At 64.6% G+C, this 26420-nt stretch carries 19 protein-coding genes; 6 read left to right on the forward strand and 13 right to left on the reverse strand.

What is annotated here, in order from left to right; translation table 11 throughout:
- Window positions 1–7 precede the first annotated feature (7 nt).
- The 9 genes from gltB to ACSX1C_RS13390 form a co-directional block, all read right to left on the reverse strand.
- Complete coding sequence (gltB, locus tag ACSX1C_RS13350; protein WP_439886524.1) at window positions 8–4456, reverse strand: glutamate synthase large subunit; 4449 nt, start codon at window positions 4454–4456, stop codon at window positions 8–10.
- 238 nt (window positions 4457–4694) lie between these two features.
- Window positions 4695–6275: an SPOR domain-containing protein gene (locus ACSX1C_RS13355; RefSeq protein WP_439886525.1), complete on the reverse strand. Its 1581-nt coding sequence runs from the start codon at window positions 6273–6275 to the stop codon at window positions 4695–4697.
- A gap of 10 nt (window positions 6276–6285) precedes the next feature.
- Entirely contained in the window at window positions 6286–7389 is a 1104-nt protein-coding gene (gene aroB, locus ACSX1C_RS13360; RefSeq protein WP_439886526.1) for a 3-dehydroquinate synthase, read from the reverse strand.
- 51 nt (window positions 7390–7440) lie between these two features.
- The gene (aroK, locus tag ACSX1C_RS13365; RefSeq protein WP_439886527.1) at window positions 7441–7959 is read right to left on the reverse strand and encodes a shikimate kinase AroK; all 519 of its coding nucleotides are present in this window, start codon (window positions 7957–7959) and stop codon (window positions 7441–7443) included.
- 4 nt (window positions 7960–7963) lie between these two features.
- A complete protein-coding gene (gene pilQ, locus ACSX1C_RS13370; RefSeq protein ID WP_439889421.1) occupies window positions 7964–10045 on the reverse strand; it encodes a type IV pilus secretin PilQ in 2082 nt (693 codons plus the stop codon).
- Window positions 10046–10099: 54 nt separating this feature from the next.
- Window positions 10100–10624, reverse strand: a complete 525-nt coding sequence (gene pilP / locus ACSX1C_RS13375) for a type 4a pilus biogenesis lipoprotein PilP (protein WP_439886528.1) — start codon at window positions 10622–10624, stop codon at window positions 10100–10102.
- Window positions 10624–11244: a type 4a pilus biogenesis protein PilO gene (gene pilO / locus ACSX1C_RS13380; protein WP_369960173.1), complete on the reverse strand. Its 621-nt coding sequence runs from the start codon at window positions 11242–11244 to the stop codon at window positions 10624–10626. Before pilO ends, pilP begins: the two co-directional genes overlap by 1 nt.
- Window positions 11241–11813: a type 4a pilus biogenesis protein PilN gene (gene pilN, locus ACSX1C_RS13385; RefSeq protein WP_439886529.1), complete on the reverse strand. Its 573-nt coding sequence runs from the start codon at window positions 11811–11813 to the stop codon at window positions 11241–11243. The genes pilO and pilN overlap by 4 nt, the downstream gene beginning before the upstream one ends.
- Complete coding sequence (locus tag ACSX1C_RS13390) at window positions 11813–12877, reverse strand: pilus assembly protein PilM (RefSeq protein ID WP_439886530.1); 1065 nt, start codon at window positions 12875–12877, stop codon at window positions 11813–11815. Before ACSX1C_RS13390 ends, pilN begins: the two co-directional genes overlap by 1 nt.
- A gap of 184 nt (window positions 12878–13061) precedes the next feature.
- On the opposite strand from ACSX1C_RS13390, the gene ACSX1C_RS13395 reads away from it, so the two are divergent.
- Window positions 13062–15482: a penicillin-binding protein 1A gene (locus ACSX1C_RS13395; protein ID WP_439886531.1), complete on the forward strand. Its 2421-nt coding sequence runs from the start codon at window positions 13062–13064 to the stop codon at window positions 15480–15482.
- Between the two features lie 90 nt (window positions 15483–15572).
- Here the strand turns inward: ACSX1C_RS13395 and ACSX1C_RS13400 are convergent, their stop codons facing one another.
- The 4 genes from ACSX1C_RS13400 to rpmE form a co-directional block, all read right to left on the reverse strand.
- Window positions 15573–16841, reverse strand: a complete 1269-nt coding sequence (locus ACSX1C_RS13400) for a malic enzyme-like NAD(P)-binding protein (RefSeq protein WP_318644762.1) — start codon at window positions 16839–16841, stop codon at window positions 15573–15575.
- Between the two features lie 103 nt (window positions 16842–16944).
- Window positions 16945–18378 (reverse strand): M48 family metalloprotease, encoded by a 1434-nt coding sequence (locus ACSX1C_RS13405; RefSeq protein ID WP_439889422.1) that lies wholly within the window; start codon window positions 18376–18378, stop codon window positions 16945–16947.
- 2 nt (window positions 18379–18380) lie between these two features.
- Window positions 18381–19181, reverse strand: coding sequence for a thermonuclease family protein (locus tag ACSX1C_RS13410; RefSeq protein WP_439886532.1), 801 nt, complete (start codon window positions 19179–19181; stop codon window positions 18381–18383).
- Between the two features lie 26 nt (window positions 19182–19207).
- Window positions 19208–19423: a 50S ribosomal protein L31 gene (rpmE, locus tag ACSX1C_RS13415; RefSeq protein ID WP_318644760.1), complete on the reverse strand. Its 216-nt coding sequence runs from the start codon at window positions 19421–19423 to the stop codon at window positions 19208–19210.
- A gap of 168 nt (window positions 19424–19591) precedes the next feature.
- Between rpmE and ACSX1C_RS13420 the strand changes: the two genes are divergently transcribed.
- The 5 genes from ACSX1C_RS13420 to hslU all read left to right on the forward strand — a co-directional run bounded on the left by ACSX1C_RS13420 (window position 19592) and on the right by hslU (window position 26388).
- Window positions 19592–21811, forward strand: a complete 2220-nt coding sequence (locus tag ACSX1C_RS13420; protein ID WP_439886533.1) for a primosomal protein N' — start codon at window positions 19592–19594, stop codon at window positions 21809–21811.
- Window positions 21812–21917: 106 nt separating this feature from the next.
- Complete coding sequence (gene argS, locus ACSX1C_RS13425; RefSeq protein ID WP_439886534.1) at window positions 21918–23657, forward strand: arginine--tRNA ligase; 1740 nt, start codon at window positions 21918–21920, stop codon at window positions 23655–23657.
- Between the two features lies 1 nt (window position 23658).
- Window positions 23659–24330, forward strand: a complete 672-nt coding sequence (locus ACSX1C_RS13430) for an SPOR domain-containing protein (protein WP_439886535.1) — start codon at window positions 23659–23661, stop codon at window positions 24328–24330.
- A 157-nt stretch (window positions 24331–24487) separates the two neighbouring features.
- Window positions 24488–25021, forward strand: coding sequence for an ATP-dependent protease subunit HslV (gene hslV, locus ACSX1C_RS13435; RefSeq protein ID WP_439886536.1), 534 nt, complete (start codon window positions 24488–24490; stop codon window positions 25019–25021).
- Between the two features lie 26 nt (window positions 25022–25047).
- Window positions 25048–26388 (forward strand): ATP-dependent protease ATPase subunit HslU, encoded by a 1341-nt coding sequence (hslU, locus tag ACSX1C_RS13440; protein WP_439886537.1) that lies wholly within the window; start codon window positions 25048–25050, stop codon window positions 26386–26388.
- Window positions 26389–26420: the final 32 nt, after the last annotated feature.

Here is a 26420-nt window from a genome sequence, read left to right on the forward strand (position 1 = left end):
GCGCAAATCATTGCGGGTTGGCACGGGTGCTGGAGAGCAGCGTCTTCAGGCTCGCGGCCTTCGGCTTGACCAGCCAGAACTTGCGCAGGTAGTCGTCCAGGTTTTCCAGCAGGGTACGGCCCCACTCGCTGGCGGTTTCCTCGACGTACTCGGCCAGTACGCGCTGCAGGTGGCTGCGATAAGCCTCCATCGCCTCGTTGTTGATCCGCTGGATCTCCACCAGTTCGTGGTTGACCTTGTCGTAGAAACTGTTGTCCAGGTCGAGCACGTAGGCGAAGCCGCCGGTCATGCCGGAGCCGAAGTTGTAACCGGTCTTGCCCAGCACGCAGACGAAACCGCCGGTCATGTATTCGCAGCAGTGGTCACCGGTGCCTTCCACCACGGTGTGCGCACCGGAGTTGCGCACGGCGAAGCGCTCGCCCGCGGTGCCGGCGGCGAACAGCTTGCCGCCGGTGGCGCCGTACAGGCAGGTGTTGCCGATGATGGCCGAGTCCTGGGTGGCGAACGGACTACCCGCCGGCGGGGTGATCACCAGCTTGCCGCCGGTCATGCCCTTGCCCACGTAGTCGTTGGCGTCGCCCTGCAGGTACAGGTTCAGGCCGCCGGCGTTCCACACGCCGAAGCTCTGCCCCGCGGTGCCCCTGAAGCGGAAGGTGATCGGCGCCTTGGCCATGCCCTGGTTGCCATGCTTGCGGGCGATCTCGCCGGACACGCGGGCGCCGATGGAACGGTCGCAGTTGCAGATGTCCAGCGCGAACTCGCCGCCGCTGGCGGCGTCGATGGCCGGCTTGGCCAGCTCGACCATCTTCTCGGCCAGCAACCCCTGGTCGAACGGCGGGTTCTTCTCCACCTGGCAGAACTGCGGCTTGTCGGCCGGGATGTGCGCGCTGCCGAGCAGCGGGCTGAGGTCCAGGTTGCCCTGCTTGGCGGTCTCGCCCGGCAGCACCTCGAGCAGGTCGGTGCGACCGATCAGCTCCTGCAGGCTGCGCACGCCCAGCTTGGCCAGCCACTCGCGGGTTTCCTCGGCGACGTAGGTGAAGAAGTTCATCACCATCTCCACCGTGCCGATGAAGTGGTCCTTGCGCAGCTTGTCGTTCTGCGTGGCCACGCCGGTGGCGCAGTTGTTCAGGTGGCAGATGCGCAGGTACTTGCAGCCCAGGGCGATCATCGGCGCGGTGCCGAAGCCGAAGCTCTCGGCACCGAGGATGGCCGCCTTGATCACGTCCAGGCCGGTCTTCAGGCCGCCGTCGGTCTGCACCCGCACCTTGCCGCGCAGGTCGTTGCCGCGCAGGGTCTGGTGGGTCTCGGCCAGGCCCAGTTCCCAGGGCGCGCCGGCGTAGCGGATGGAGGTCAGCGGCGAGGCGCCGGTACCGCCGTCGTAGCCGGAGATGGTGATCAGGTCGGCATAGGCCTTGGCCACGCCGGCGGCGATGGTACCGACGCCGGCCTCGGCCACCAGCTTGACCGACACCAGGGCCTGGGGGTTGACCTGTTTGAGGTCGAAGATCAGCTGCGCCAGGTCTTCGATCGAGTAGATGTCGTGGTGCGGCGGCGGCGAGATCAGGGTGACGCCCGGCACCGCGTAGCGCAGGCGGGCGATCAGGCCGTTGACCTTGCCGCCCGGCAGCTGGCCGCCCTCGCCGGGCTTGGCGCCCTGGGCCACCTTGATCTGCAGCACCTCGGCGTTGACCAGGTACTCCGGGGTCACGCCGAAGCGGCCGGTGGCCACCTGCTTGATCTTCGAGCTGCGCGCGGTGCCGTAGCGGGCCGGGTCTTCGCCGCCCTCGCCGGAGTTGGAGCGCGCGCCGAGGCGGTTCATCGCCTCGGCGATGGCCTCATGGGCCTCGGGCGACAAGGCGCCGAGGGAAATACCGGCGGAGTCGAAGCGCTGGAAGATGGACGCCAGCGGCTCGACCTCGTCCAGCGCCAGCGCCTGCTCGGCCAGCTTGGGCTTGAGCAGGTCGCGGATCATCGACACCGGCCGGGTGTCGACCAGGGCACTGTACTCCTTGTACTTCTCGTAGCTGCCCTGCTGCACGGCGGCCTGCAGGGTGCTGACCACATCCGGGTTGTAGGCGTGGTACTCGCCACCGTAGACGAACTTGAGCAAGCCGCCCTGCTGGATCGCCTTGCGGTTGTTCCAGGCCTCGCCCGCCAGCAGCTTCTGCTCGGCCTCGAGGTCGGCGAAGCGCGCGCCCTTGATGCGGCTGGCGACGCCACGGAAGCACAGCTCGGTGACCTCGTCGGCCAGGCCGACGGCCTCGAACAGCTGGGCGCCGCGGTAGGAGGCCATGGTCGAGATGCCCATCTTCGAGAGGATCTTCAGCAGACCCTTGGAGATGCCCTTGCGGTAGTGCTTGAACACCTCGTACAGGTCGCCCAGCACCTCGCCGGTGCGGATCAGGTCGCCGAGCACCTCGTAGGCCAGGAAGGGATAGACCGCCGAGGCGCCGAAGCCGAGCAGCACCGCGTAGTGGTGCGGGTCGCGGGCGGTGGCGGTCTCCACCAGGATGTTGCAGTCGCAACGCAGACCCTTCTCCACCAGGCGGTGATGCACCGCACCGGTGACCAGCGCGGCGTGGGCCGGCAGCTTGCCCGGGGCGATATGCCGGTCGGAGAGCACCAGCAGCACCTTGCCGCCGCGCACCGCCTCCTCGGCCTGGTCGGCCATGTTGCGCACGGCCGCCTCGAGACCGAGGGTCTCGTCGTAGTTCATGTCGATCAGCTGGCGCTCGAAGCCCGGACGCTCCAGGGTCATCAGCGCGCGCCACTTGGCCGGCGAGATCACCGGGCTGCTGAGGATCACCCGCGCCGCATGCTCCGGCGACTCGCTGAAGATGTTGCGCTCGGCGCCCAGGCAGACTTCCAGGGACATGACGATGGCTTCGCGCAGCGGGTCGATCGGCGGGTTGGTGACCTGGGCGAACTGCTGGCGGAAATAGTCGTACGGCGAGCGCACGCGCTGGCTGAGTACCGCCATCGGCGTGTCGTCGCCCATGGAACCGACCGCTTCCTGGCCCTGCTCGCCGAGCGGACGCAACACCTGGTCACGCTCCTCGAAGGTGACCTGGTACATCTTCATGTACTGCTTGAGCTGGTCGGCATCGTAGAAGGCCGAACCGTGGTCACGGTCTTCCAGGGTCGCCTGGATGCGCTGGGCATGCTTGCGCAGCCACTGCTTATAAGGGTGACGCGACTTCAGGCGGTTATCGATGTCGTCGGTGGTCAGCACCTGGCCGGTTTCGGTGTCCACCGCGAGGATCTGCCCCGGACCGACCCGGCCCTTGGCGATCACTTCGTCCGGCTGGTAGTCCCACACGCCGATTTCCGACGCCAGGGTGATGTAGCCGTTCTTGGTGGTGACCCAGCGCGCCGGACGCAGGCCGTTACGGTCGAGCAGGCAGACGGCGTGGCGACCGTCGGTCAGCACTACGCCGGCCGGGCCGTCCCAGGGCTCCATGTGCATGGAGTTGAATTCGTAGAACGCGCGCAGGTCGGCGTCCATGGTCTCGACGTTCTGCCAGGCCGGCGGAATGATCATGCGCACGCCGCGGAACAGGTCGATGCCGCCGGTGACCATCAGCTCGAGCATGTTGTCCATGCTCGAGGAGTCGGAGCCGACGCGGTTGACCAGCGGGCCCAGTTCGTCCAGGTCGCCGATCAGCTCGTTGGCGAACTTGGTGCGACGGGCCTGGGCCCAGTTGCGGTTGCCGGTGATGGTGTTGATCTCGCCGTTGTGGGCGAGGAAGCGGAACGGTTGCGCCAGCGGCCACTTCGGCAGGGTATTGGTGGAGAAGCGCTGGTGGAACACGCAGATGGCGGTCTGCAGACGCTCGTCACCCAGGTCCGGGTAGAACTGCTGCAGGTCGGCCGGCATCATCAGGCCTTTGTAGATGATGGTCTTGTGCGAGAAGCTGCAGATGTAGTGCTCGACGTCAGCAGCGTTGGCCACGGAGGAGCGGCGCCGGGCGCTGAACAGCTTGATCGCGAAGTCCTGGTCGCTGAGACCCTCCCCGCCGACGAACACCTGCTCGATCTGCGGCAGGCGCTCCAGCGCCAGACGGCCGAGCACACTGGTATCGACCGGCACCTTGCGCCAGCCGATCAGCTGCAAGCCTGCAGCGAGAATCTCGCGATTCATGTTCTCGCGGGCGGCCTCGGCCTTGGCCGGGTCCTGATTGAGGAACACCATGCCCACGGCGTACTGCGCGGGCAGGTCGACGGCGAAATGCTCCTGGGCCACGGCGCGCAGGAAGGCATCCGGCTTCTGGATCAGCAGGCCGCAGCCATCGCCGGTCTTGCCATCGGCGTTGATCCCACCGCGATGGGTCATGCATGTCAGAGCTTCAATGGCGGTCTGCAGCAGGTGATGGCTCGCCTCGCCCTGCATATGGGCGATCAGGCCGAAGCCGCAGTTATCCTTGAACTCATCAGGACGGTACAAACCTGCTTTCATAGGGACTCTCACCAGACTGCCTTTTTCAAGGCAATTGCTTTCAAATTCAACCACTTACCAGGCGCGCAGGGCAAAGCCCCGGCTTTGCGCAGGCAAAAGGGAGGTCATTGTACATATCTGCCTGGGCCGTCACAAATCTTCGTGGCGAGCCATTGAAAGCTTTTGTCGCAAAAGCGAAGGAAGTGACCGATCGATCATGCTATCGACCGAGCGGTCATCATTCCGCAGGCCGAAGCACCTAACGGGCCGAGGCAATTTCCTGCTTGATGCTGGCAAAGGTGCGGGGCCAGGGGCCGCCCGCCTGTACCTTGGCCGGCAAAGCCTTGAGCGCCGCCTGAGCCGCTTCGCGGGAGACAAAGCTGCCGTAGGTCACCACATACAGCGGCCGCCCCTGATGCAGCTTCTTGAAGTAGTGGTAGTCCGACCCGTGCTGGCGCACAAAGGCCCGAGCACTGCTCTCTGCGCGCGCCCCCAGAATCTGCAAGGTATAGCGTGACGCCGCCTGCGCAGCATACCACCCTGCTGCCCCCTCCACCTTGCCTGCCGTCGCGGGCACCTCTTTCGGCTTTACCGCAGGAGCAGGAGCAGGAGCAGGAGCAGGAGCAGGAGCAACACTAGCCGTCGCTGGCGCCTCGACCACTGCTGGAACAACTGCGGCGACAGCGGGCAGCGAAGGAGCAGGCGCGTCCGGCACCGGCGGCACCTCGACACTCACACCAGCAGCCCCCTGCGCTTCATCGACCTCTTCAGCCGAGCCAGCACCCGCCGCCTGCGCCAGAGGCTGGCGAATGACCGGCTGCGCCTCTCCCACCAACGGCAGCGGCAACGGCTGGCTGGCGCCCGCAAACTCGATGGCCGGCGCCCCCCCTGAGGCCACCTCGACAGCAGGCGCGGGCACAGCCCCCTCCACGCCGGACTGCCCTATCTGACCTAGCGGCAGCTGAGCCGTAGTCGGGCCGGCCACCTCACCAGTCGAACGCCCCTGCATCAGCCAGGCAGCCAGCACGCCAATCCCCACCACAGTCAATGCCAGCAGATGCTTTTTCGGCAGGTTCAGCCCCGCACGCCGTTTAGCTCCCCGCTTGGCCAGCATGGCCTCGACAAGAACCTCACGCGCCACCTCGTTGATGCCGCCCGGCCACCCTCCCGAACGGCGATGCACATCCAGCACCTGCTCATCCGAAAGCAGCTCCAACCCCTGCCCAGCCCCCTCCAGGCGCTGCGCCAGGTATTCGCGGGTCTCATCCTCGGCATAAGGCTGCAACGCGAGCGCATGGAAACACTCCTCCCCCTCGACCAGCGCCTCCAGTCGCTCGACCAGCTGCGGCTCGGCAAACAGGAACACATGGGCACGCCCCTCCCCGTCCCCCTCGGCCAGCGTCAGCAAGCTCGCCAATGCGGCATCGCCGAGCTGCTCCGCGTCGTCGACCAGCACGTAGACCTCTTGCCCGGTCAAGGCCATCTGCCCGACCTGCCTCAGGATGGCCGTCAACTCGGCCTGCTGAACCTGCAACCCCTGGGCAACCTGGCGCAACACAGCACCAGGCTCGACTGCGCCCCGCGCAGAAACCACCACACAATGAACGGCCTGCTTGTTGGTGCTGGCCACCAACGCCTGGCGCAGGAGCGTCTTACCGCTGCCTTGCGGGCCGGTCACCACCAACAGCAGCTGACTGTAACGCGCGAGGTGGTGCAACTGGCCCAGCACCGGCTTGCGCTGAGCGGGAAAAAATTTGAAGCCGGGCACCCGGGCAGCGAAGGGGTCATGGCTGAAGTGGTAGTGATCGAGGAAAGCCTCGTCAGCGTGCAGACTGGTCATGGGGCACTCATTAGTGTTTTAACTGATCCACCAGCGCCACGTAATCGGTCGCGAGGGTGGCGTGCAATATCTCGTGCGGATAATCGCCGGTCACTACCGCCTCACCCAGCTGACGCAGCAGAACCAAGCGCAAGCGCCCGTCGAGCACCTTCTTATCGATGGCCATGTGCTCAAGAAAATCGTCCGGCGCCATGTCTGCCGGCGGCACCACCGGCAAGCCGGCCGCCTGGAACAGGCGCACCGCCCGGTCACGATCGGCGGTCGAAATCCAGCCAAGACGCCTCGACATCTCCAAGGCCATCACGGTGCCCGCCGCCACCGCTTCGCCATGCAGCCAGACGCCATAGCCCTGATGAGTCTCGATGGCATGCCCGAAGGTATGCCCCAGATTCAGCGTGGCCCGCACTCCCGACTCGCGCTCATCGGCACCGACCACTCGCGCCTTGGCCGCGCAGGAGCGCTCGATAGCTACGGTCAATGCCGACTGGTCGAGCGCCCGCAACGCCGCCATGTTTTGCTCAAGCCAGGCAAGGAAGTCCGCATCGCAGATCAAACCGTACTTGATCACCTCCGCCAGCCCCGCGGATAACTCCCGCGCCGGCAAGGTGCTCAGACTGGCGGTATCGATCAACACCGCCTGAGGCTGATAGAAGGCGCCGACCATGTTCTTGCCGAGCGGGTGGTTGATCCCTGTCTTCCCCCCGACCGAGGAATCCACCTGTGACAACAGCGTGGTCGGCACCTGAATGAAATTGACCCCACGCTGGTAACAAGCTGCGGCAAAGCCCGCCATATCGCCGATCACGCCACCACCCAAGGCGATGACCGTGGTGCGCCGATCATGCCGCGCCGTCAGCATGGCATCGAAGATTTTCTGCAGGGTTTCCCAGGTCTTGAACGCCTCACCGTCGGGCAGAACCACGGAGGTCAGCATGTAACCGCCCAGTACCGATTCGAGGGCACGCAGATAAAGCGGCGCCACCGTTTCGTTGGTGACTATGGCCACCTGGCGTCCAGCAATGTGCGAGGCTAATAGATCGGGCCGAGCCAGTATGTCGGCGCCGATATAAATGGGATAACTACGCTCACCGAGATCGACCTGAAGAGTTTGCATGGAGCCCCCGGATTGAAAAGGGCCCTAGGATAGCGCAGTTCAGCCCGCGCTTTAACGGGGCGGCAGCGCTTCCAGGCGCTCCAGTATTTCCTGTACGACCAAGCGCGGCGGACGCTCGTCCGTCTCCACCACTACATCGGCAATTTCCCGGTACAGCGGGTCACGAACCGCCAGCAGATCGCTGAGCACCTTGGCCGGATCTGCAGTGCGCAACAAAGGACGATTACGGTCGCGCGAAGTACGATCGAGCTGCTGCACGACCGAGGCATGCAAGTAAACAACGCGCCCACCACGCCTAAGCGCCGCACGGTTTTCCAGACGCATCACCGCTCCACCCCCGGTTGCCAACACCATGCCGTCGAACTCGCATAGCTCGGCGATCACCGCTTGCTCACGCTCGCGAAAGCCCTGCTCCCCTTCGACATCGAAAATCCAGGGAATATCGGCCCCCGTCCGCTGCTCGATTTCCTTATCCGAGTCCTTGAACGGCAGCCGCAGCTCTTTGGCAAGCAAACGCCCGATGGTGCTTTTTCCGGCACCCATCGGGCCAACGAGGATCAAATTGCGCACTAGGTTAACGGCTCACGGCAATGGCCTGGTTGTTCATGATACGCGGAGTGAGGAAAACCAGCAGCTCGGACTTCTTATCCTGCACCACATCACGCCTGAACATACGCCCCAAGAATGGCACATCCCCCAAAAACGGGACCTTGTCAACCGCAGTTGTTTGAGTGTTCGAAAAGACGCCACCAATTACTATGGTTTCACCGTCAGCAACCAGTACTTTGGCATTGACTTCATTTTTCTTGATGGGTGGCACACCAAGTATAGCGTTGGCAAAATCAGGCTCATCCTTAGTGACCTTAACTTCCATGATGATACGGTTATCCGGCGTGATTTGCGGGGTCACCTCCAATGAGAGCGCCGCCTCTTTGAAAGACACACTAGTAGCGCCACTGGAGCTCGCCTCCTGATAAGGAACCTCAGAACCCTTCAAAATCTTCGCTGTTTCCTTGTCGGATGTCACAACCTTTGGCTGAGAAACGATTTCACCGTTACCCGTTTTTTCCATCGCGGACAGTTCAAGATCCAGAATGGCATTGTCCGTCACGAATCCAATACCGATTGATGACGTTGTAGAAGCGCCAACCCCGAGATCGACAAAGTTACCAAGCGCAGTAGCCGGATTCCCATTGTTGACCGTGCGATTGCCACCGCCACCGCCACCGATCACGAAATTGTTGTCTCCAACTCGCGCCCCCTGCCAGTTAACTCCCAACGCCTTATCGTAGTCGACATTAGCCTCTACTATACGGGCCTCAATCATAACCTGCCTGACAGGGATATCGAGCTGCGAGACAATTCGGCGCAACTCATCCAACCGATCCTGAGTTTGATAGGCAATAATGCTATTTGTTCGATCGTCGACAGTAATGGAGCCACGCTCATCAGCGGCGCCCTCTCCACTAGTGACAGACTGGAACAGCTTAGCCATGTCAGCTGCTTTAGCGTAATTAACCTGAATTAACTCTCGGCGCAACGGCGCCAACTCCGCTATTTGCTTCTGCGCTTCAAGCTCTTGACGCTCGCGCGCTGCGATTTCGTCTGCCGGAGCTACCAGCAGCACGTTCCCCACTTGACGCTTATCCAACCCCTTGGTCTTGAGAACCAAATCCAATGCCTGATCCCAAGGAACATTTTGCAACCGTAAGGTAATATTGCCTTGCACAGTATCACTGGCAACCAAATTTAAGTCGGTAAAGTCGGCGATCAACTGAAGCACGGAACGAACATCAATGTCCTGGAAGTTCAGCGAGAGCTTTTCACCGCTGTAAGCAAAACGCTCACTCTTGCGCTGCTCTACCTCATCCTGCGTCAAAGGCTTAATGCTTAGCGTAAGCTTATTATCCGTCTGATAAGCCAGATAATCGTACAGCCCGACAGGTTCAATCACGACACTGGCCTTTTCCGAGGAACCGGTCGCACTAACAAACTGAACAGGAGTGGCGAAATCCTTGACATCCAACCGCACACGTAAGGAATCCGGAAGCTGAGTCTTCGCGAAATCCAAGCGAATTTTACCGCCTTGCTCTTGGATATCTGGACTTACAGTTGCATCTGATAGCGTTATTACGACATTCCCCTCACCTTGCTCACCTCGCTGAAAGTCGATATTACTAATCGCTTTACCTTGTGGCACATACGGTTTCGCAGCGGACTTACTAATAGCCGGAGCCGCGGCCGCCACAGGCTGTACAGGAGAACCGACACCATGACCACCCTCTCCTACAAGCACGTAGAGACTCGAGCCTTCAACTCGAGTGCTATATGGGGCCAAACTATTCAAATTAATGATAAGACGAGTTCGGTCCTTAGCCTCAACCACCGTAACGCTACGGGCATTCCCCACCCCCAGATCACGATTCTTGGCGCCCAACTTATTGGAAACACCCGGCAGATCCAACGCAATACGTGCCGGCTGCTCAATCGTATAACCGCGAGGCGCAAGAACCGGCTCATCGAAAGACAGCTTTAGTTCGACTCGATCCCCAGGCAAGGCAGCGACATCAAGCGCCTGCAGATTTGCAGCAAGTAACGCTGGTGATAAAAGCAACGCGCACAGAGAAACACCTAGATGTGAAAGGGAGCCATTCATTCTCAGGTTCCGTTGAGCAGATCGGTTATTTTTCTTCATATTCATTTCGCCCCCTTAAGAGCGCTCCTTAAGGGAGAGGCTACGCGGCCGCTCGAGCCAGCCACCCTCACCGTCTGGAACGATTTCGATTACGTCGACCTTGGACTCATCAATCGCAAGAATTCGTCCATGATTGCGCCCGAGATAGTCTCCCACCTTGACCCTGTGAACCCCCCCGGCACCACTCACCAGGGCATACACACTGTCCTCTTTAGCCAGGGTGCCAACCATCTCGAAGGCTTCAATATTGAAGCCTTCGAGAAACTGCCTGACACGCGCCTCATCAGGCTTGACTTCCTTGGACCCTTTCTGCCGCTGAACCATATCGATCTTGACTGGCGGTTGAAACGGATTACGCAACGCTGCTGCGCTGTAGGTAAAACTCTCGTACGGCTGAAACTTAGGCACAGGCTCTATCGCCCCTTTCGGCCTCGCACGCACCTCATCCATATAAGCTTGCAGATCGCCAAAATCACCACTCGAACCACAACCTGCCAGCCCCAGTGCAATCATAAGCGTCGCGAGACGGGAGCCATTCATTACTGCACCCCCTTATCATTGTAGCGGTAGGTTTTTGCCAGGATATTCATGCGTAGCTTGGAAGTGCTTTCCGCACTCGCAGGCACAAGCTCAAAGTCATGCAAGGTTACAATACGCGGCAGACTGGCAACGCCACTGACAAAGGTCGCAAGATCGTGATAAGCACCCACCACCTTTATCTGAATAGGCAACTCAATGTAGAACTGCTGGGTCACCTCCGGTAGAAGCTTGATTTCCTCGAACTCCAGCCCACTCCCCAAACCAGTACGAGTTATGTCCTCAAGCAACCCTGGGACCTCGGTGTCACTCGGCAGCTGCTTTAGCAATGCACCAAAGGAAACTTCCATCTCCTTCATTTGCTCTTTATAAGCCTCAAGGTTGGCAGCCTGAAAAGCCTTTGTAGCGAACTGCTCTTTGAGCGCTACTTCTTCGCCCTCCTGAACCGTCAACTGCGCCTGCAAATCCTTCAGATGAAAGTTGTAGCCCAGCGCCAACACCACCAGCAGCAATAAAAGCCCAGTAATGAACTTTACCGCCGCCGGCCAAGACCCGACATTGTTAAAATCCAAGTCATTGACATCGATCTTCCGCAGACTATCCAGCGAGTCACTCAGGCTCATTGCTTGGCCTCCTCAGCCTCTAGACCAGGCTGCGTCTGCTGCACGGTCAACTGGAATACATTGGCCTGATCGACCATACCTGCGGTGACGGCCTTAACCTCCGTCAAGTTGGGAGCCTCCAGCCATTCAGACGAATCCAGATTACGCATGAGATTGGAAACCCGATTGTTCGACTCGGCAGCGCCTACAATCGCGATGCTCTTACCCGTCAGCTTGAGCCCAGTAAAGTAGACGCCATCCGGCAAGGTCCTGACCAACTGATCGAACACCCGGCCAATGATCGGCCTATTGCCCTGCAGATCCTGAATGATCTTCATCCGCTCCAACAGCTGCTGGCGGCGGGTCTTCAGCTCACTAATCTCCTTGATCCGGGCATCCAGCACCGCAATTTCCTTGCGCACGAACTCGTTGCGCGCATTCTGCTGCTCGATTGCGCCATTCAAATACTGGTCGCCAAGGAAGACCACGCCAGCCGCAACCACCAGGACACCGCCGAGCGTGACCAAGAATCGCTGCTTGCGCTCCTCACGTAACTGTTCGCGCCATGGGAGTAGGTTAATCCGCGCCATTAGTCAAAACTCCTCAGCGCCAGCCCACAGGCAATCATCAATGACGGAGCGTCGCTGGCCAATGCCCCGGCATTGACCCTGCCGCCCAGAGCCATGTCCGCGAACGGGTTGGCCACCAGCGTTTGAGTACCGATCTTCTGCTGTATCAGGCGATCCAGATCCGGGATGGAGGCCGTCCCGCCGGCCAGGAGGATGTAGTCGACATCGTTGAACTGGCCCGCCGCGAAGAAGAACTGCAGGGAGCGCGAGACCTGCTGTACGACAGCTTCCTTGAACGGCTGCAACACCTCACTGTCATAGTCGTCTGGAAGGCCTCCCTGCTTCTTGGCGAGCCCAGCCTCCTCAACCGACAGCCCGTAACGCCGCTGGATCTCCTCCGTCAGCTGCTTGCCCCCGAACAGTTGCTCGCGCGTATAGATGGTCCGCCCATCATGCAGGACGCTCAGGGTCGTCATGGTCGCACCGATATCGACCACCGCAACTGTCAGCGCCTCTTGCCCGCCGCCCAGCTGCTCCGCAAGCAGGCCGTAGGCGCGCTCCAGGGCATAGGCTTCGACGTCGACCACCTTGGCGGTCAAGCCGGACAGGGCCAGCGCGGCCTCTCGAACCTCGACGTTCTCCTTGCGACAGGCGGCGAGGAGCACCTCGACACGGTCGGGGTTGCGCGGCGAAGGCCCCTGCACTTCGAAGTCGATCGCCACTTCTTCGAGGGGATAGGGGATGTACTGATCGGCCTCGATCTTCAGCTGATTCTCGAGGTCATCGTCGGAAAGCCCGGCTTCCATCTCGATGGTCTTGGTGATCACTGCCGAGCCGGCCACCGCCACGGCGACCGATTTCACGCCGCTCCTGGCCTTGCTCAACACGCGCGTAAGCGCCTGACCAACGCCTTCCAACTCGGCGATGTTCTTCTCGACCACAGCATTTGGGGGGAGTGGCTCGACAGCGTAAGCCTCTACCTTGTAGCGGCTTCCGGAGCGACTCAACTCGAGGAGCTTGACCGAGGTCGAACTGATATCGATCCCCAGCAGCGTATTCGCATTCTTATTGAAGAGCCCTAGCACGACCGATTTCCTATTGGCATCCGCGACTTACGGACTATTTATGTTTTTTCACATTAAATAACAGTCTTGACAGAAGCGCAAATGGCTCCCCAGGAAAAAAAACGCTTATAATGTGAACAGTTTTCCCCTTTTGGCTTTGCCTTCCGCTTAACTCGTTCTTTTATCTGGAAATCCAAAAATCTTGATGCGTCTGCTGAAGTTTTTCTGCTGGTCCTGTGTCGCCGTTTTTTGCGGGCTGTTACTCAGTTTGAGCGGCGCGTTCCTCTATCTTAGCCCCAACCTCCCTTCCGTCGAGTCGCTGCGCAGCATCCAGCTGCAGATCCCCCTGCGGGTCTACAGCAGCGATGCCAAGCTGATCGCGGAGTTCGGTGAGATGCGCCGTTCCCCCGTCGCCTTCGCCGACATACCTGCAGACTTCACCAACGCACTGCTGGCCGCCGAAGACGACAATTTTGCCAACCATTATGGCGTCGACGTTACCAGCCTGATGCGCGCTGCCACGCAAATATTGAAAAGCGGACAGATCCAGTCCGGCGGCAGCACCATCACCATGCAGGTGGCGAAGAATTTCTTCCTCACCAGCGAGCGAAGCTTCTCGCGCAAGATCAACGAAATCCTCCTCGCCCTGCAGATCGAGCGGGAGCTGAGCAAGAACGAGATCCTCGAGCTTTACGTCAACAAGATCTACCTCGGCAACCGGGCTTACGGCATCGAAGCCGCCGCCCAGGTCTACTACGGCAAGTCGATCCGCAATCTGAGCCTGGCGCAGATGGCGATGATCGCCGGCCTGCCGAAAGCCCCCTCGCGCTTCAATCCTTTGGTCAACCCCGCCCGCGCCAAGGAGCGACGCGACTGGATTCTCGGTCGTATGCTCCTGCTCGGCCGGATCGACCAGCAACGCTATGAAACCGCCCTGGCCGAACCTATAGACGCCAGCTATCACGTGCCCACGCCGGAAATCGTCGCCCCCTACGTGGCGGAAATGGCCCGCGCCGAGATGGTCGGACGCTTCGGCAGCGATGCCTATACCGAAGGCTTCAATGTCACCACCACGGTGCCCAGCGACCTGCAGGACGCTGCCAACCGCGCGGTGCGCGAAGGCCTGATGGCCTATGATCAGCGCCACGGCTACCGCGGCCCGGAAAGCCGGCTACCCGGCATGACCATGGACACCTGGCGTAGCGAGCTGACCAAGCAGAACTCGCGGGGCGGCCTCGAACCGGCCATCGTCACCCAGGTCGAAACCAGCGGCATACTCGTGCTCACCCGCAGCGGCAAGGAAGAAGCGGTCGCCTGGGACAGCATGAAATGGGCGCGCCCCTTTCTCAGCACCAACAGCCTCGGGCCACGCCCCAAGCAGCCGGCCGACGTGGTCCAGATCGGCGACCTAATCCGCGTGCAGCGCCAGGCCGATGGCAGCCTGAGCTTCGTTCAGCTGCCAGCCGCACAGAGCGCCCTGGTCTCCCTGGACCCGCGCAACGGGGCGATCCGCGCCCTGGTCGGCGGTTTCTCCTTCGAGCAGAGCAACTATAATCGCGCCGCCCAGGCCAAGCGCCAGCCAGGCTCGAGCTTCAAGCCATTCATCTATAGCGCCGCGCTGGACAGCGGCTACACCGCCGCCAGCCTGGTCAACGATGCCCCCATCGTGTTCGTCGACGACTACCTCGATCAGGTCTGGCGTCCCAAGAACGACAACAACACCTTCCTCGGGCCGATCCGCCTGCGCGAAGCCCTGTACAAGTCCCGCAACCTGGTGTCGATCCGCCTGCTGCAAGCCATCGGCATCGAATACGCACTGGACTACGTCAGTCGCTTCGGCTTCGACAAGCAGGACCTGCCGCGCAATTTATCCCTGGCGCTGGGCACGGCCAACCTGACCCCGCTGGAGGTGGCCAGCGGCTGGACCAGCTTCGCCAACGGCGGCTACAAGATCCAACCCTACCTGATCGAGCGCATCGAAGACCGCCAAGGCCAACTGCTGTTCGCCGCCACCCCGGCCAGCGTGCCGAGCGCCACCCCGGCACAGGAGAGCGCGGCCGAGGACGGCCTGCTCGCCACCGCCCAGGCGGCTCGGCCCACCCTGCCCGAGCCGGTCGTCGCCGAACGCATTATCGATGAACGCACCGCCTACATCATGACCAGCATGCTGCAGGACGTGATCAAGCGCGGGACGGGGCGCCGCGCCATGGCCCTGGGCCGCAGCGACCTGGCCGGCAAGACCGGCACCACCAACGAGTCCAAGGACAGCTGGTTCTCCGGCTACAACGCCGACTACGTGACCACCGTATGGGCCGGCTTCGACCAGCCGGAGAGCCTCGGCCGCCACGAGTATGGCGGCACGGTCGCGCTGCCGATCTGGATGAGCTATATGGGCGAAGCCCTCAAGGACAAGCCCAGCCATCCGCCGCTAGAACCGAGCGGCCTGCTGACCCTGCGCATCGACCCGCACAGCGGGCGCACGGCATTGCCGGGCACCCCGGACGCCTACTTCGAACTATTCAAGAGCGAGGACTCGCCGCCACCGATGAGCGAACTCGACCCGAGCCTGGGCATTCCAGGCAGCCCGCTGCCCGCCGACGAGGTCGCGCCGCTCGACCTGTTCTAAGGTCCGGCCGACGGCGCTTCTCGAGCCAGAGGCGCCGCCTCGAACCAGAAAATAAAAAACCCGCCGAAGCGGGTTTTTTATGGGCCGGCCTTAGCCGTTGAACACCTCATCCACCGACTTCAGCGGATAGTGCTTCGGGTAGGGCTGGGTCGCCACGCCAGTCTCGATGGCGGCCTTGGCCACGGCGTCGCACACCAGGGTGATCAGGCGCGGGTCCATCGGCTTCGGAATGATGTACTCGCGGCCGAACTCCAGCTTGATACCGCCGTAGGCGTCGCAGACTTCCTGCGGCACCGGCAGCTTGGCCAGGTCGCGCAGGGCCAGGGCGGCGGCGATCTTCATTTCCTCGTTGATGCGAGTGGCGCGCACGTCCAGGGCGCCGCGGAAGATGAAGGGGAAGCCCAGCACGTTGTTGACCTGGTTCGGGTAGTCCGAACGACCAGTGGCCATAATCACGTCGCTGCGCACCTCATGGGCCAGCTCCGGCTTGATTTCCGGGTCCGGGTTGGAGCAGGCGAACACGATGGGGTTGGCCGCCATGCGCTGGAGGTCTTCCTGGCTCAGCAGGTTGGCGCCGGACAGGCCGACGAACACGTCCGCGCCCTCGAGGGCATCGGCCAGGGTGCGCTTCTCGGTTTCGGTGGCGAACACCGCCTTGTACTGGTTCAGATCGTCGCGGCCGGCATGGATCACGCCCTTGCGGTCGATCATGTAGATGTTCTCGACCTGGGCGCCCATGCTCACCAGCAGCTTCATGCAGGACACCGCCGCGGCGCCGGCACCGAGACAGACTATCTTCGCCGTCTCGAGGTTCTTGCCGGCGATTTCCAGGGCATTGAGCATGCCGGCCGCGGTGACGATCGCGGTGCCGTGCTGGTCATCGTGGAATACCGGGATGTCGCACTGCTCGATCAGCGCGCGCTCGATCTCGAAGCACTCGGGCGCCTTGATGTCTTCCAGGTTGATGCCGCCGAAGGTGATGGAAATGCGCTTGACCGTGTCGATGAAGGCCTGCGGGCTTTCCGAGTCGACCTCGATGTCGAACACGTCGATCCCGGCGAAGCGCTTGAACAGCACGCCCTTGCCCTCCATGACCGGCTTGGAGGCCAGCGGGCCGAGGTCGCCCAGGCCGAGGATCGCGGTACCGTCGGAAATGACAGCCACCAGGTTGCCCTTGCCGGTGTAGCGGTAGGCCAGTTCGGGGTCGCGAGCGATCTCACGCACCGGTTCGGCGACGCCCGGGCTGTAGGCCAGCGACAGGTCGCGGGCGGTGGCAGTGGGCTTGGTCAGCTCGACACTCAGTTTCCCGGGGCGGGGTTGGGCGTGATACTCGAGAGCGGCGGTTTTCAGATCAGACATAGTGGCATTTCCGCTTTTGGGCTGTTGAACAGGCAGGCGTGCGAGGATACGCAACTTGTATACAACGGCACAAGACCGGCAGGTCAGCCCGACAACGGCTGACCTAGCGCACGATCTTGAGCCGATCGCCGGGTCGCGGCTCGCCCACCGGATAGAGATTGTTGAGCAGGCGCAGGCTCGCCTCGGCATCGCCCGGCAACCGGCTGTGCCTGGCCAGATCCGCCAGGCTTTGCCCCGCCCGGGCCCGCACCACCCGCAGGCGCAACGGCTCGGCCAGCTTGCGCTCGGCGGCGGCCAAGGGTCGGAAGCTGCCGATCACCTCGAGAAACTGGCTATCGCGGCTTTGCAGCGAAGCCTCACCGCGCACCGCGGCGACGAACAGATAGACACGCCCCCCGTGCAGCAGCACTGCCACACGCCGCGGGGCACTGCCGGGAATGATCGCGCTATGGCCCTGCAAGCCGGCCTGCTGCAAAGCCTGCTGCGCCACCAGGCGCTGAGTGCCGGCCCGCTCGCGCAGCAACTGCGCGGCACCGAGGCCCTTGGGGTTGTCCACCAGGGTCAGGGCGATGACTGCCTGCCCATCGCCGGCGAGGCCGATCAGCGCGTCCGGGCGATTGTTGAGGGTCCAGCCGTCGGGGACGCCCAGGGTGAAATCCAGCTCGCCATGATAGAAGCGCTGGCCCCGGCGCACACCGGTGGCCGCCGAGTCGCCGAACGGCAACCCCTCCAGATGCTCGAGAAAGGCCTCGCGCTTGACCACCTGACTGCCGCTCGCCAGCGCCCGCGCCGGCCCCAGCACCTGCTGCAGGCGCCGGTCGTTATCCGGATGGGTATCGAACAGCCCGTGATAGCCGCTGCTCTGCCGCGCCTGGCCACGCCGGGCCGCCTGGTCGCGGGCGAAGTCCTCCTGCGCCTTGAGCACCCTGACCACCTCGATCATCGCCTGCGGGTCGTAGCCGCTGCGCGCCAGATACTGCGCCCCCAGGCCGTCCGCCTCCAGCTCCATGTCGCGGCCGTAGCCACGGACGAAGGCGCCGCCCAGCACATTGGTCAGGTCGGCGGCGGCGCCGATACCCGTGCCGATGGCCACCGCCTGGCCGAGGATGTTCCAGGCGCTCGACTGGCTCTGCTGCTGCACGCTGTGGCGCGCAGTGACGTGCCCCACTTCGTGGCCGAGCACGGCCGCCAGCTCGGCTTCGGAATTGAGGTAGGCCAGCAGGCCACGGTGGATATAGATGTAGCCGCCGGGCAGGGCGAAGGCATTGATATCGGGACTGTCCACCACAGTGAACTGGTAGCTCAGCTGGCTGCGATGACTGTGCCGGGCCACCCGCTCGCCGACCTGCTGCACATAGGCCTGCAGTTTCTCGTCGGCATAACGCGGGTACTGCTTGAGGATCTCCTGGTTGTAGCGCTGGCCCAGCTCCAGCTCCTGGCGCTCGCTCATCATCACGAAATCGTTGCGCCCGGTCGCCGGGTTCAACGCGCAACCGGCGAGCAGCAGGAGCCCCAATAACACCAGCGCACAACGCATACTCATCGCAGCACCTCCAGCATCGCCTCATGGCTCAACGGCAACAGCCAACGGGCCTTCCCCGGTTTTACGCCGCCGCGCCGCGAGCGGTCAACCACCCAGCCGCGGGCCTCGACCCGCTTGCCGGCCAGGCGCTGCAAGCGCTGCACATCGAAGTGCGCCAGGGCCTTGGGCGCCACCTGCAGCACCAGCGGGCCGTCGAGCTCCAGCCAGACGCCGCCGCCATTGTGCTCGACCCGTTCGACCCGGCCCCGGACCAGGGCGAAGCCGCCGCGGCTCAGCTGCTGCGGCGAACGCAGCGGCGGCCGGCGCCACAAACCGGCATGCGCCTGCCGCGCCTGCTGCTCGGCCGCCCGCTGGCAGTCGAGCAAGGCCAGGTTGGGGGCGATGGCCACCAGGTAGCCGAGCCCCTCGGCCAACAGCTGCGCCTCGAGATTGCGTCCCCGTGCATCGAAACCATGGGCCAGGGTACGGCCGTAGCGGTCCCGGGCCTGGCGCCCGAGCTGCAGACCGATACGCCGCCCGCTGGCGCTCACCAGCTCATCGAGACGGCGCCTCGCCGCCTCGGCGTAGGGCTCGGCGGAGCGGCCATCGCGCCCCAGTTCCGGACTGTTCAGACCGATCAGGCGCACGCGGCGCCCGTCGGCCAGACGCAGGGTGTCGCCGTCCACCACCCGCTGCACCTGCACGCTCTGCAGCGGCCCCGACGGCGGGCACAAGGCCAGCGCCGGCGCCAGGTAAAGCGCGGAAACGAAAAAGGCGCCCACTAGGGACGCCTTTCTCAGTAGTGCGGAACAAGCCATCGGGCCGTTTCCGGCGAGTCGGCTGCTTACTTGGCAGAACCGAACATGCCGAAACGCTGCTTGAAGCGATCGACGCGGCCGCCGGTATCCAGCATCTTCTGCTTGCCGGTGTAGAACGGGTGGCACTCGTTGCACACGTCCAGGCTCAGCGGCTTGCCCAGGGTGGAGCGGGTCTCGATCACGTTGCCGCAGCTGCAGGTGGCGGTGATGGCTTCGTAAGTCGGGTGGATATCGGCTTTCATGGTGGATTCCTCGGGGCTGTCGTGCCGCCACCCGACACTATTGTCGGATACCGCACGGAAATAGGCCGCGGATCATACCAGACCGGCAACCCGTTGCAAGCCGCCGCCCCTGCCGGCTGTCGCGGGGGGCCATGCTAAGATCGCCGCGACCTTGCCTGGAGCCTCTGCGTGCCCGCCGCCATCCTGCGCCTCGCCCTGCCCTCACCGCTGCGCCGCCTGTTCGACTACCGCGCCCCGCCCGGCGTGCCGCGCAGCGCCCTGCAGCCGGGCATGCGCCTGCGCGTACCCTTCGGCCGCCGCGAGCTGATCGGCATCCTCATCGAGATCGGCGACAGCAGCGAAGTGCCGGCGGACAAGCTCAAGCCCGCCCTGGAACTGCTCGACAGCCAGCCTCCGCTGCCGCCGGCGCTATTCAAGCTGTGCCTGTGGACGGCCCAGTACTACCAGCACAGCCTCGGCGACACCCTCAGCTGGGCCCTGCCCGTGCTGTTGCGCCAGGGCGAGCCCGCCGAGGCGCGCCAGGAGCGCTTCTGGCTGCTCAACGACGGTGCCCGCATGGACGACCCGCGCCTGGCCCGGGCCCCGCGCCAGCGCGAGGCACTCAAGACCATCGCCCAGCACCCCCATGGCGTGCCCCACCAACTGCTCGGCCAGCTGCAGCTGAACAAGGACAGCCTGGAGCTGTTGCGGGAAAAGGGCCTGGTGCGCATCGAGGTGCGCCGCCACGCCGCCAGGGAACGCCACGGCAGCTGGCTGGCCCAGCCGGAGCTGGCGCTGAACGCCGAGCAGCAGATCGCAGAGCGCGCGGTGCGCGAGGGTTTCGGCCGCTTCGGCGCCTTCCTCCTGGCGGGGGTGACCGGCAGCGGCAAGACCGAGGTCTACCTGCAACTGATCCGCGCCACCCTGGAGGCCGGCAGGCAGGCCCTGGTGCTGATCCCCGAAATCAACCTGGGGCCGCAGACCCTGGCGCGCTTCGAACGGCGCTTCAACGCGCGCATCGCCCTGCTGCACTCGGCGGTGAACGACCGCGAGCGCCTGGACGCCTGGCTGGCGGCGCGCGACGGCGAGGCCGACATCATCATCGGCACCCGCTCGGCGCTGTTCACCCCGATGCGGCGCCCCGGGCTGATCATCATCGACGAGGAGCACGACGCCTCCTATAAACAGCAGGAAGGCCTGCGCTACCACGCCCGCGACCTGGCCCTGGTGCGCGCCCAGCAGGACGACGTGCCGATCCTGCTCGGCTCGGCCACGCCCTCGCTGGAAAGCCTGCACAATGCCCACAGCGGCCGCTACCGCCTGCTGCATCTGGAGCGACGCGCCGGCGGCGCCCAGCCGCCACGCTTCCTGCGCCTGGACGTGAAGAGCCTGCCGCTCGACTCCGGCATTTCCGGACCGCTGCAGCAGGCCATCCGCCAGACCCTGGAGGCCGGCCAGCAGGTGCTGGTGTTCCTCAACCGCCGGGGCTTCGCCCCGACCCTGCTGTGCCACGACTGCGGCTGGCTGTCGGAATGCCCGCGCTGCGACGCCCGCATGACCGTGCACCAGCGCTCGAACGAGCTGCGCTGCCACCACTGCGGTCACACGCAGCGCCGGCCCAGCCACTGCCCCAAGTGCCAGAGGCTCGACCTGCGCCCGGTCGGGGCCGGCACCGAACGCGCCGAGGAGCGCCTGGCGACCCTGTTCCCCCAGACCCCGGTGCTGCGCGTGGACCGCGACAGCACGGCGCGCAAGGAGGCGATGCACAGCCTGTTCGAGCGCGTCCAGCGCGGCGAGCCGTGCATCCTGGTCGGCACCCAGATGCTCGCCAAGGGCCATCACTTCCCCCGGGTCACCCTGGTGGCCATCCTCGATGCCGACGGCGGCCTGTTCTCCGCAGACTTCCGCGCCAGCGAGCGCATGGCCCAGCTGATCGTCCAGGTCGCCGGCCGCGCCGGCCGCGCCGAGGAGCCCGGCCGGGTGATCATCCAGAGCCACCTGGCCGACCACCCCCTGCTGGTACAGCTGACCGAGCAGGGCTACTTCGCCTTCTCCGAGCAGGCCCTGGGCGAGCGCCGCGGCGCCGGCCTGCCGCCCTTCTGCCACCTGGCCCTGCTGCGCGCCGAGGCGCACAAGCCGGGCCAGGCCGAGGGTTTTCTCGACGAGGCCTGCAGCGAGGCCGAATTGCTGCTGAACGAGCTGCAACTCGAGGGCATCGAACTGCTCGGCCCGGTACCGGCGCCGATGGAACGCCGCGCCGGCCGCTACCGCGCCCAGCTGTTGCTGCAGAGCAGCGCCCGTGCGCCGCTGCACCGCCTGCTGCACGCCTGGCTGGCGACCCTGGAGCGGATGCCCGGCGGCCGCACGGTGCGCTGGTCGCTGGATGTCGACCCGATCGATCTGTTCTGATCGCCGACGACAGCGGTTGGCAAGCCCGGATGGGCCACGGATAATGTGCAGTTTTCAACCAGCGCCCCCCGGGCGCCGCCGCGCCACGCGGCCGGACGAGCAGACCATGAAAGACAGCATTCGCCACCTGATCCAGCAAGCCCTGACCCGCCTGACCACCGAAGGCGTGCTGCCCGAGGGCCTGAGCCCGACGATCCAGGTGGAGAACACCAAGGACAAGAGCCACGGCGACTTCGCCAGCAACATCGCCCTGATGCTGGCCAAGCCGGCCGCCATGAAGCCCCGCGAGCTGGCCGAGAAGCTGATCGCCGCGCTGCCGAGCGACCCGCAGATCAGCAAGGTGGAGATCGCCGGCCCGGGCTTCCTCAACTTCTTCCAGAACAGCGACGCCCTGGCCCAGCGCCTGGATGCGGCGCTGGCCGACGACTGCCTCGGCGTGCGTAAGGCCGGCAGCCCGCAGCGCGTGGTGATCGACCTGTCCTCGCCCAACCTGGCCAAGGAGATGCACGTCGGCCACCTGCGCTCGACCATCATCGGCGACGGCGTGGCACGGGTGCTGGAGTTCCTCGGCGACGAGGTGATCCGGCAGAACCATGTCGGCGACTGGGGCACCCAGTTCGGCATGCTGCTGGCCTACCTGGAGGAACAGCCCAGCGCCGCCGAGAGCGAGCTGGCCGACCTGGAGGTGTTCTACCGCGCGGCCAAGAAGCGCTTCGACGAGTCGCCCGAGTTCGCCGACCGCGCCCGCCAGCTGGTGGTGCAGCTGCAGGCCGGCGACGCCCGCTGCCTGGACCTGTGGCAGCGCTTCAACGACATCTCCCTGTCGCACTGCCAGAAGGTCTACGACCGCCTCGGCGTCAAGCTCAGCCCGGCCGACGTCAAGGGCGAGAGCGCCTACAACGCCGAGCTGCCGGGCATAGTCGCGGCGCTGCGCGACCAGGGCCTGCTGACCGAGGACAACGGCGCCCAGTGCGTGTTTCTCGAGGAATTCAAGAACGCCGAGGGCAACCCGCTGCCGGTGATCGTGCAGAAGGCCGGCGGCGGCTACCTCTACTCGACCACCGACCTGGCCGCCATGCGCTTCCGCAGCCAGGTGCTGAAGGCCGACCGCGCCCTGTATTTCGTCGACCAGCGCCAGGCCCTGCACTTCCAGATGGCCTTCGAGGTGGCGCGCCGCGCCGGCTTCGTGCACGCGGCCATGCAGCTGGAGCACATGGGCTTCGGCACCATGAACGGCGCCGACGGCCGCCCGTTCAAGACCCGCGACGGCGGCACGGTGAAGCTGATCGACCTGCTCGACGAGGCCGAGCAGCGCGCCTACGCCCTGGTCAAGGCCAAGAACCCGGAGCTGGACGAGAGCGAACTGCGGCAGATCGCCCGGGCGGTAGGCATCGGCGCGGTGAAGTACGCCGACCTGTCCAAGCACCGCACCAGCGACTACAGCTTCAACTTCGAGCAAATGCTCAGCTTCGAGGGCAACACCGCGCCCTACCTGCTCTACGCCTACACCCGCGTGGCCAGCGTATTCCGCAAGCTGGGCAAGGCGGTGACCGAGATCGACGGCCAGATCAGCCTGGGCGCCGAGCAGGAGCAGGCCCTGGCCGCCAAGCTGGCGCAGTTCGGCGAGGTGCTCAACAGCGTCGCCGACAAGGGCACGCCGCACCTGCTGTGCACCTACCTGTACGACCTGGCCGGACTGTTCTCCAGCTTCTACGAGAACTGCCCGATCCTCGCCGCCGCGGACCAGGCCACCCAGCAGAGCCGCCTGCGCCTGGCGGCGCTGACCGGCCGCACCCTGCAGCAGGGCCTGCAGCTGCTCGGCCTGGAAACCCTGGAGCGCATGTAAGGTGGCCGCGCGCAAGAAGCCGGCCGCCAAGCGCGGCGCCAGCCGCTACAAGGCCCCGGCGAAGAAGCCGGTGCCGGCCTGGATCTGGCTGGCCTGTGGCCTGGCCATCGGCGGCTTCATGACCTTCCTGTTCAGCCTCGAGCCCGGCCGCGACGAGATCAAGCGCGACAAGGCCGAACAGGCGCGCAACGCCAAGCCGGCCGCCAAGCCGAGCAAGCCCGAGCCGGCCAAGCCCAAATACGACTTCTACACCCTGCTGCCGGAGTCCGAGGTCATAGTGCCGCCCCAGGCCCTGGAACAGCCGCCGGCGACGGTCGAGCAGAAGCCGGTGAGCGCCGAGGAAGCGGCGAAGATCGACGCGGCCCGCGCCGAGGCGGCGCTCAAGGGCGAGGTGCCGCCCCCGCCGCCGGTGGTGGCCAAGGCGCCGGTCACCACCCAGCTCTTCCTCCAGGCCGGCTCGTTCCGCCGCAAGGACGACGCGGAAAGCCTGCGCGCGCAGATCATCCTCCTCGGCCAGGACGTGCGCGTGGAGTCCGGGACGGTGCGCGAGGAGGTCTGGCACCGGGTGCTGATCGGCCCCTTCGCCGATCGCCAGCAACTGACCCAGTCGCAGAAGACCCTGGCGGCCAACGGCTTCAGCAACCTGCTCCTGCAGCAGCGGCAGAGCCGCTGAGCCGTGCGCCGCACCGGCGGCGCGCGGCAATCCACTGTTACAGATGGGCGAGCGCCGTTCGGCCGAGAATCGTCCGGCGTCGGTTGAAAAGCGCCGCACGCCCCCCCATCTGAGTCTGCATTGGGCATTTTCGCCCCGCTGCGTGGAGACTCTCCCCTTGACCACCATCGTTTCAGTGCGCCGCCACGGCAAAGTCGTCATGGGCGGCGACGGCCAGGTGTCCCTCGGCAACACCGTGATGAAAGGCAACGCCAAGAAGGTTCGGCGCCTCTACCACGGCCAGGTGCTGGCCGGCTTCGCCGGCGCCACCGCGGATGCCTTCACCCTGTTCGAACGCTTCGAGGGCAAGCTGGAGAAGCACCAGGGCCACCTGGTCCGCGCCGCCGTCGAACTGGCCAAGGACTGGCGCACCGACCGCTCCCTGAGCCGCCTGGAAGCCATGCTGGCGGTCGCCAACAAGGACGCCTCGTTGATCATCACCGGCAACGGCGACGTGGTCGAACCCGAGCACGGCCTGATCGCCATGGGCTCCGGCGGCGGCTACGCCCAGGCCGCCGCCCTGGCCCTGCTGCAGCACACCGAGGAGATGAGCGCCCGCGAGGTCGCCGAGACCGCGCTGAACATCGCCGGGTCCATCTGCGTGTTCACCAACCAGAATCTGACCATCGAGGAACTGGACTCGGCCGTCTGAGCCGCCGTCCGTTCAGGAGCCGAATCATGTCCATGACCCCTCGCGAGATCGTCCACGAGCTCAGCCGCCACATCGTCGGCCAGGACGATGCCAAACGCGCCGTGGCCATCGCCCTGCGCAACCGCTGGCGGCGCATGCAGCTGCCGGCCGAGCTGCGCGCCGAAGTGACGCCCAAGAACATCCTGATGATCGGCCCTACCGGCGTCGGCAAGACCGAGATCGCCCGGCGCCTGGCGCGCCTGGCCAACGCGCCCTTCATCAAGGTCGAGGCGACCAAGTTCACCGAGGTCGGCTACGTCGGCCGCGATGTCGAGTCGATCATCCGCGACCTGGCCGACGCGGCGGTGAAGATGCTGCGCGAGCAGGAGATGACCAAGGTCCGCCACCGCGCCGAGGATGCCGCCGAGGAGCGCATCCTCGATGCCCTGCTGCCACCGGCGCGCACCGGCTTCAACGAGGACCCGGTGCCCAGCGGCGACTCCAACACCCGCCAGCTGTTCCGCAAGCGCCTGCGCGAGGGCCTGCTGGACGACAAGGACATCGAGATCGAGGTGGCCGAGGCCGCCGCCGGCATCGAGATCATGACCCCGCCGGGCATGGAGGAGATGACCAGCCAGCTGCAGAACCTGTTCGCGGGCCTGGGCAAGGGCAAGAAGAAGAGTCGCAAACTCAAGGTCAAGGAGGCCCTCAAGCTGGTGCGCGACGAGGAAGCCGCGCGCCTGGTCAACGAAGAGGAACTCAAGGCCCGCGCCCTGGAGGCGGTGGAGCAGAACGGCATCGTCTTCATCGACGAGATCGACAAGGTCGCCAAGCGCGGCAACACCGGCGGCGCCGACGTCTCCCGCGAGGGCGTGCAGCGCGACCTGCTGCCGCTGATCGAGGGCTGCACGGTCAACACCAAGCTGGGCATGGTCAAGACCGACCACATCCTGTTCATCGCCTCCGGCGCCTTCCACCTGAGCAAGCCCAGCGACCTGGTGCCCGAACTGCAGGGCCGCCTGCCGATCCGCGTCGAGCTCAAGGCCCTCAGCCCGGAAGACTTCGAACGCATCCTCACCGAGCCCCACGCCTCGCTGACCGAGCAGTACGCCGCGCTGCTCGACACCGAGGGCCTGAACATCGAGTTCGCCGCCGACGGCATCAAGCGCCTCGCCGAGATCGCCTGGCAGGTCAACGAGAAGACCGAGAACATCGGCGCGCGGCGCCTGCACACCCTGCTCGAGCGCCTGCTCGAGGAGCTGTCGTTCAGCGCCGGCGACCTGGCGTCCAAGCACGAGGACGCGCCGATTCGCATCGACGCGGCCTACGTCAACGGCCACCTCGGCGAACTGGCCGAGGACGAAGACCTGTCGCGTTATATTCTCTAGATCAGCCACCCAAGCCGCCCGGAGCACTCCGG

The organism is Pseudomonas sp. MBLB4123 (assembly GCF_051904775.1).
Lineage (GTDB): Bacteria > Pseudomonadota > Gammaproteobacteria > Pseudomonadales > Pseudomonadaceae > Aquipseudomonas > Aquipseudomonas benzenivorans_B.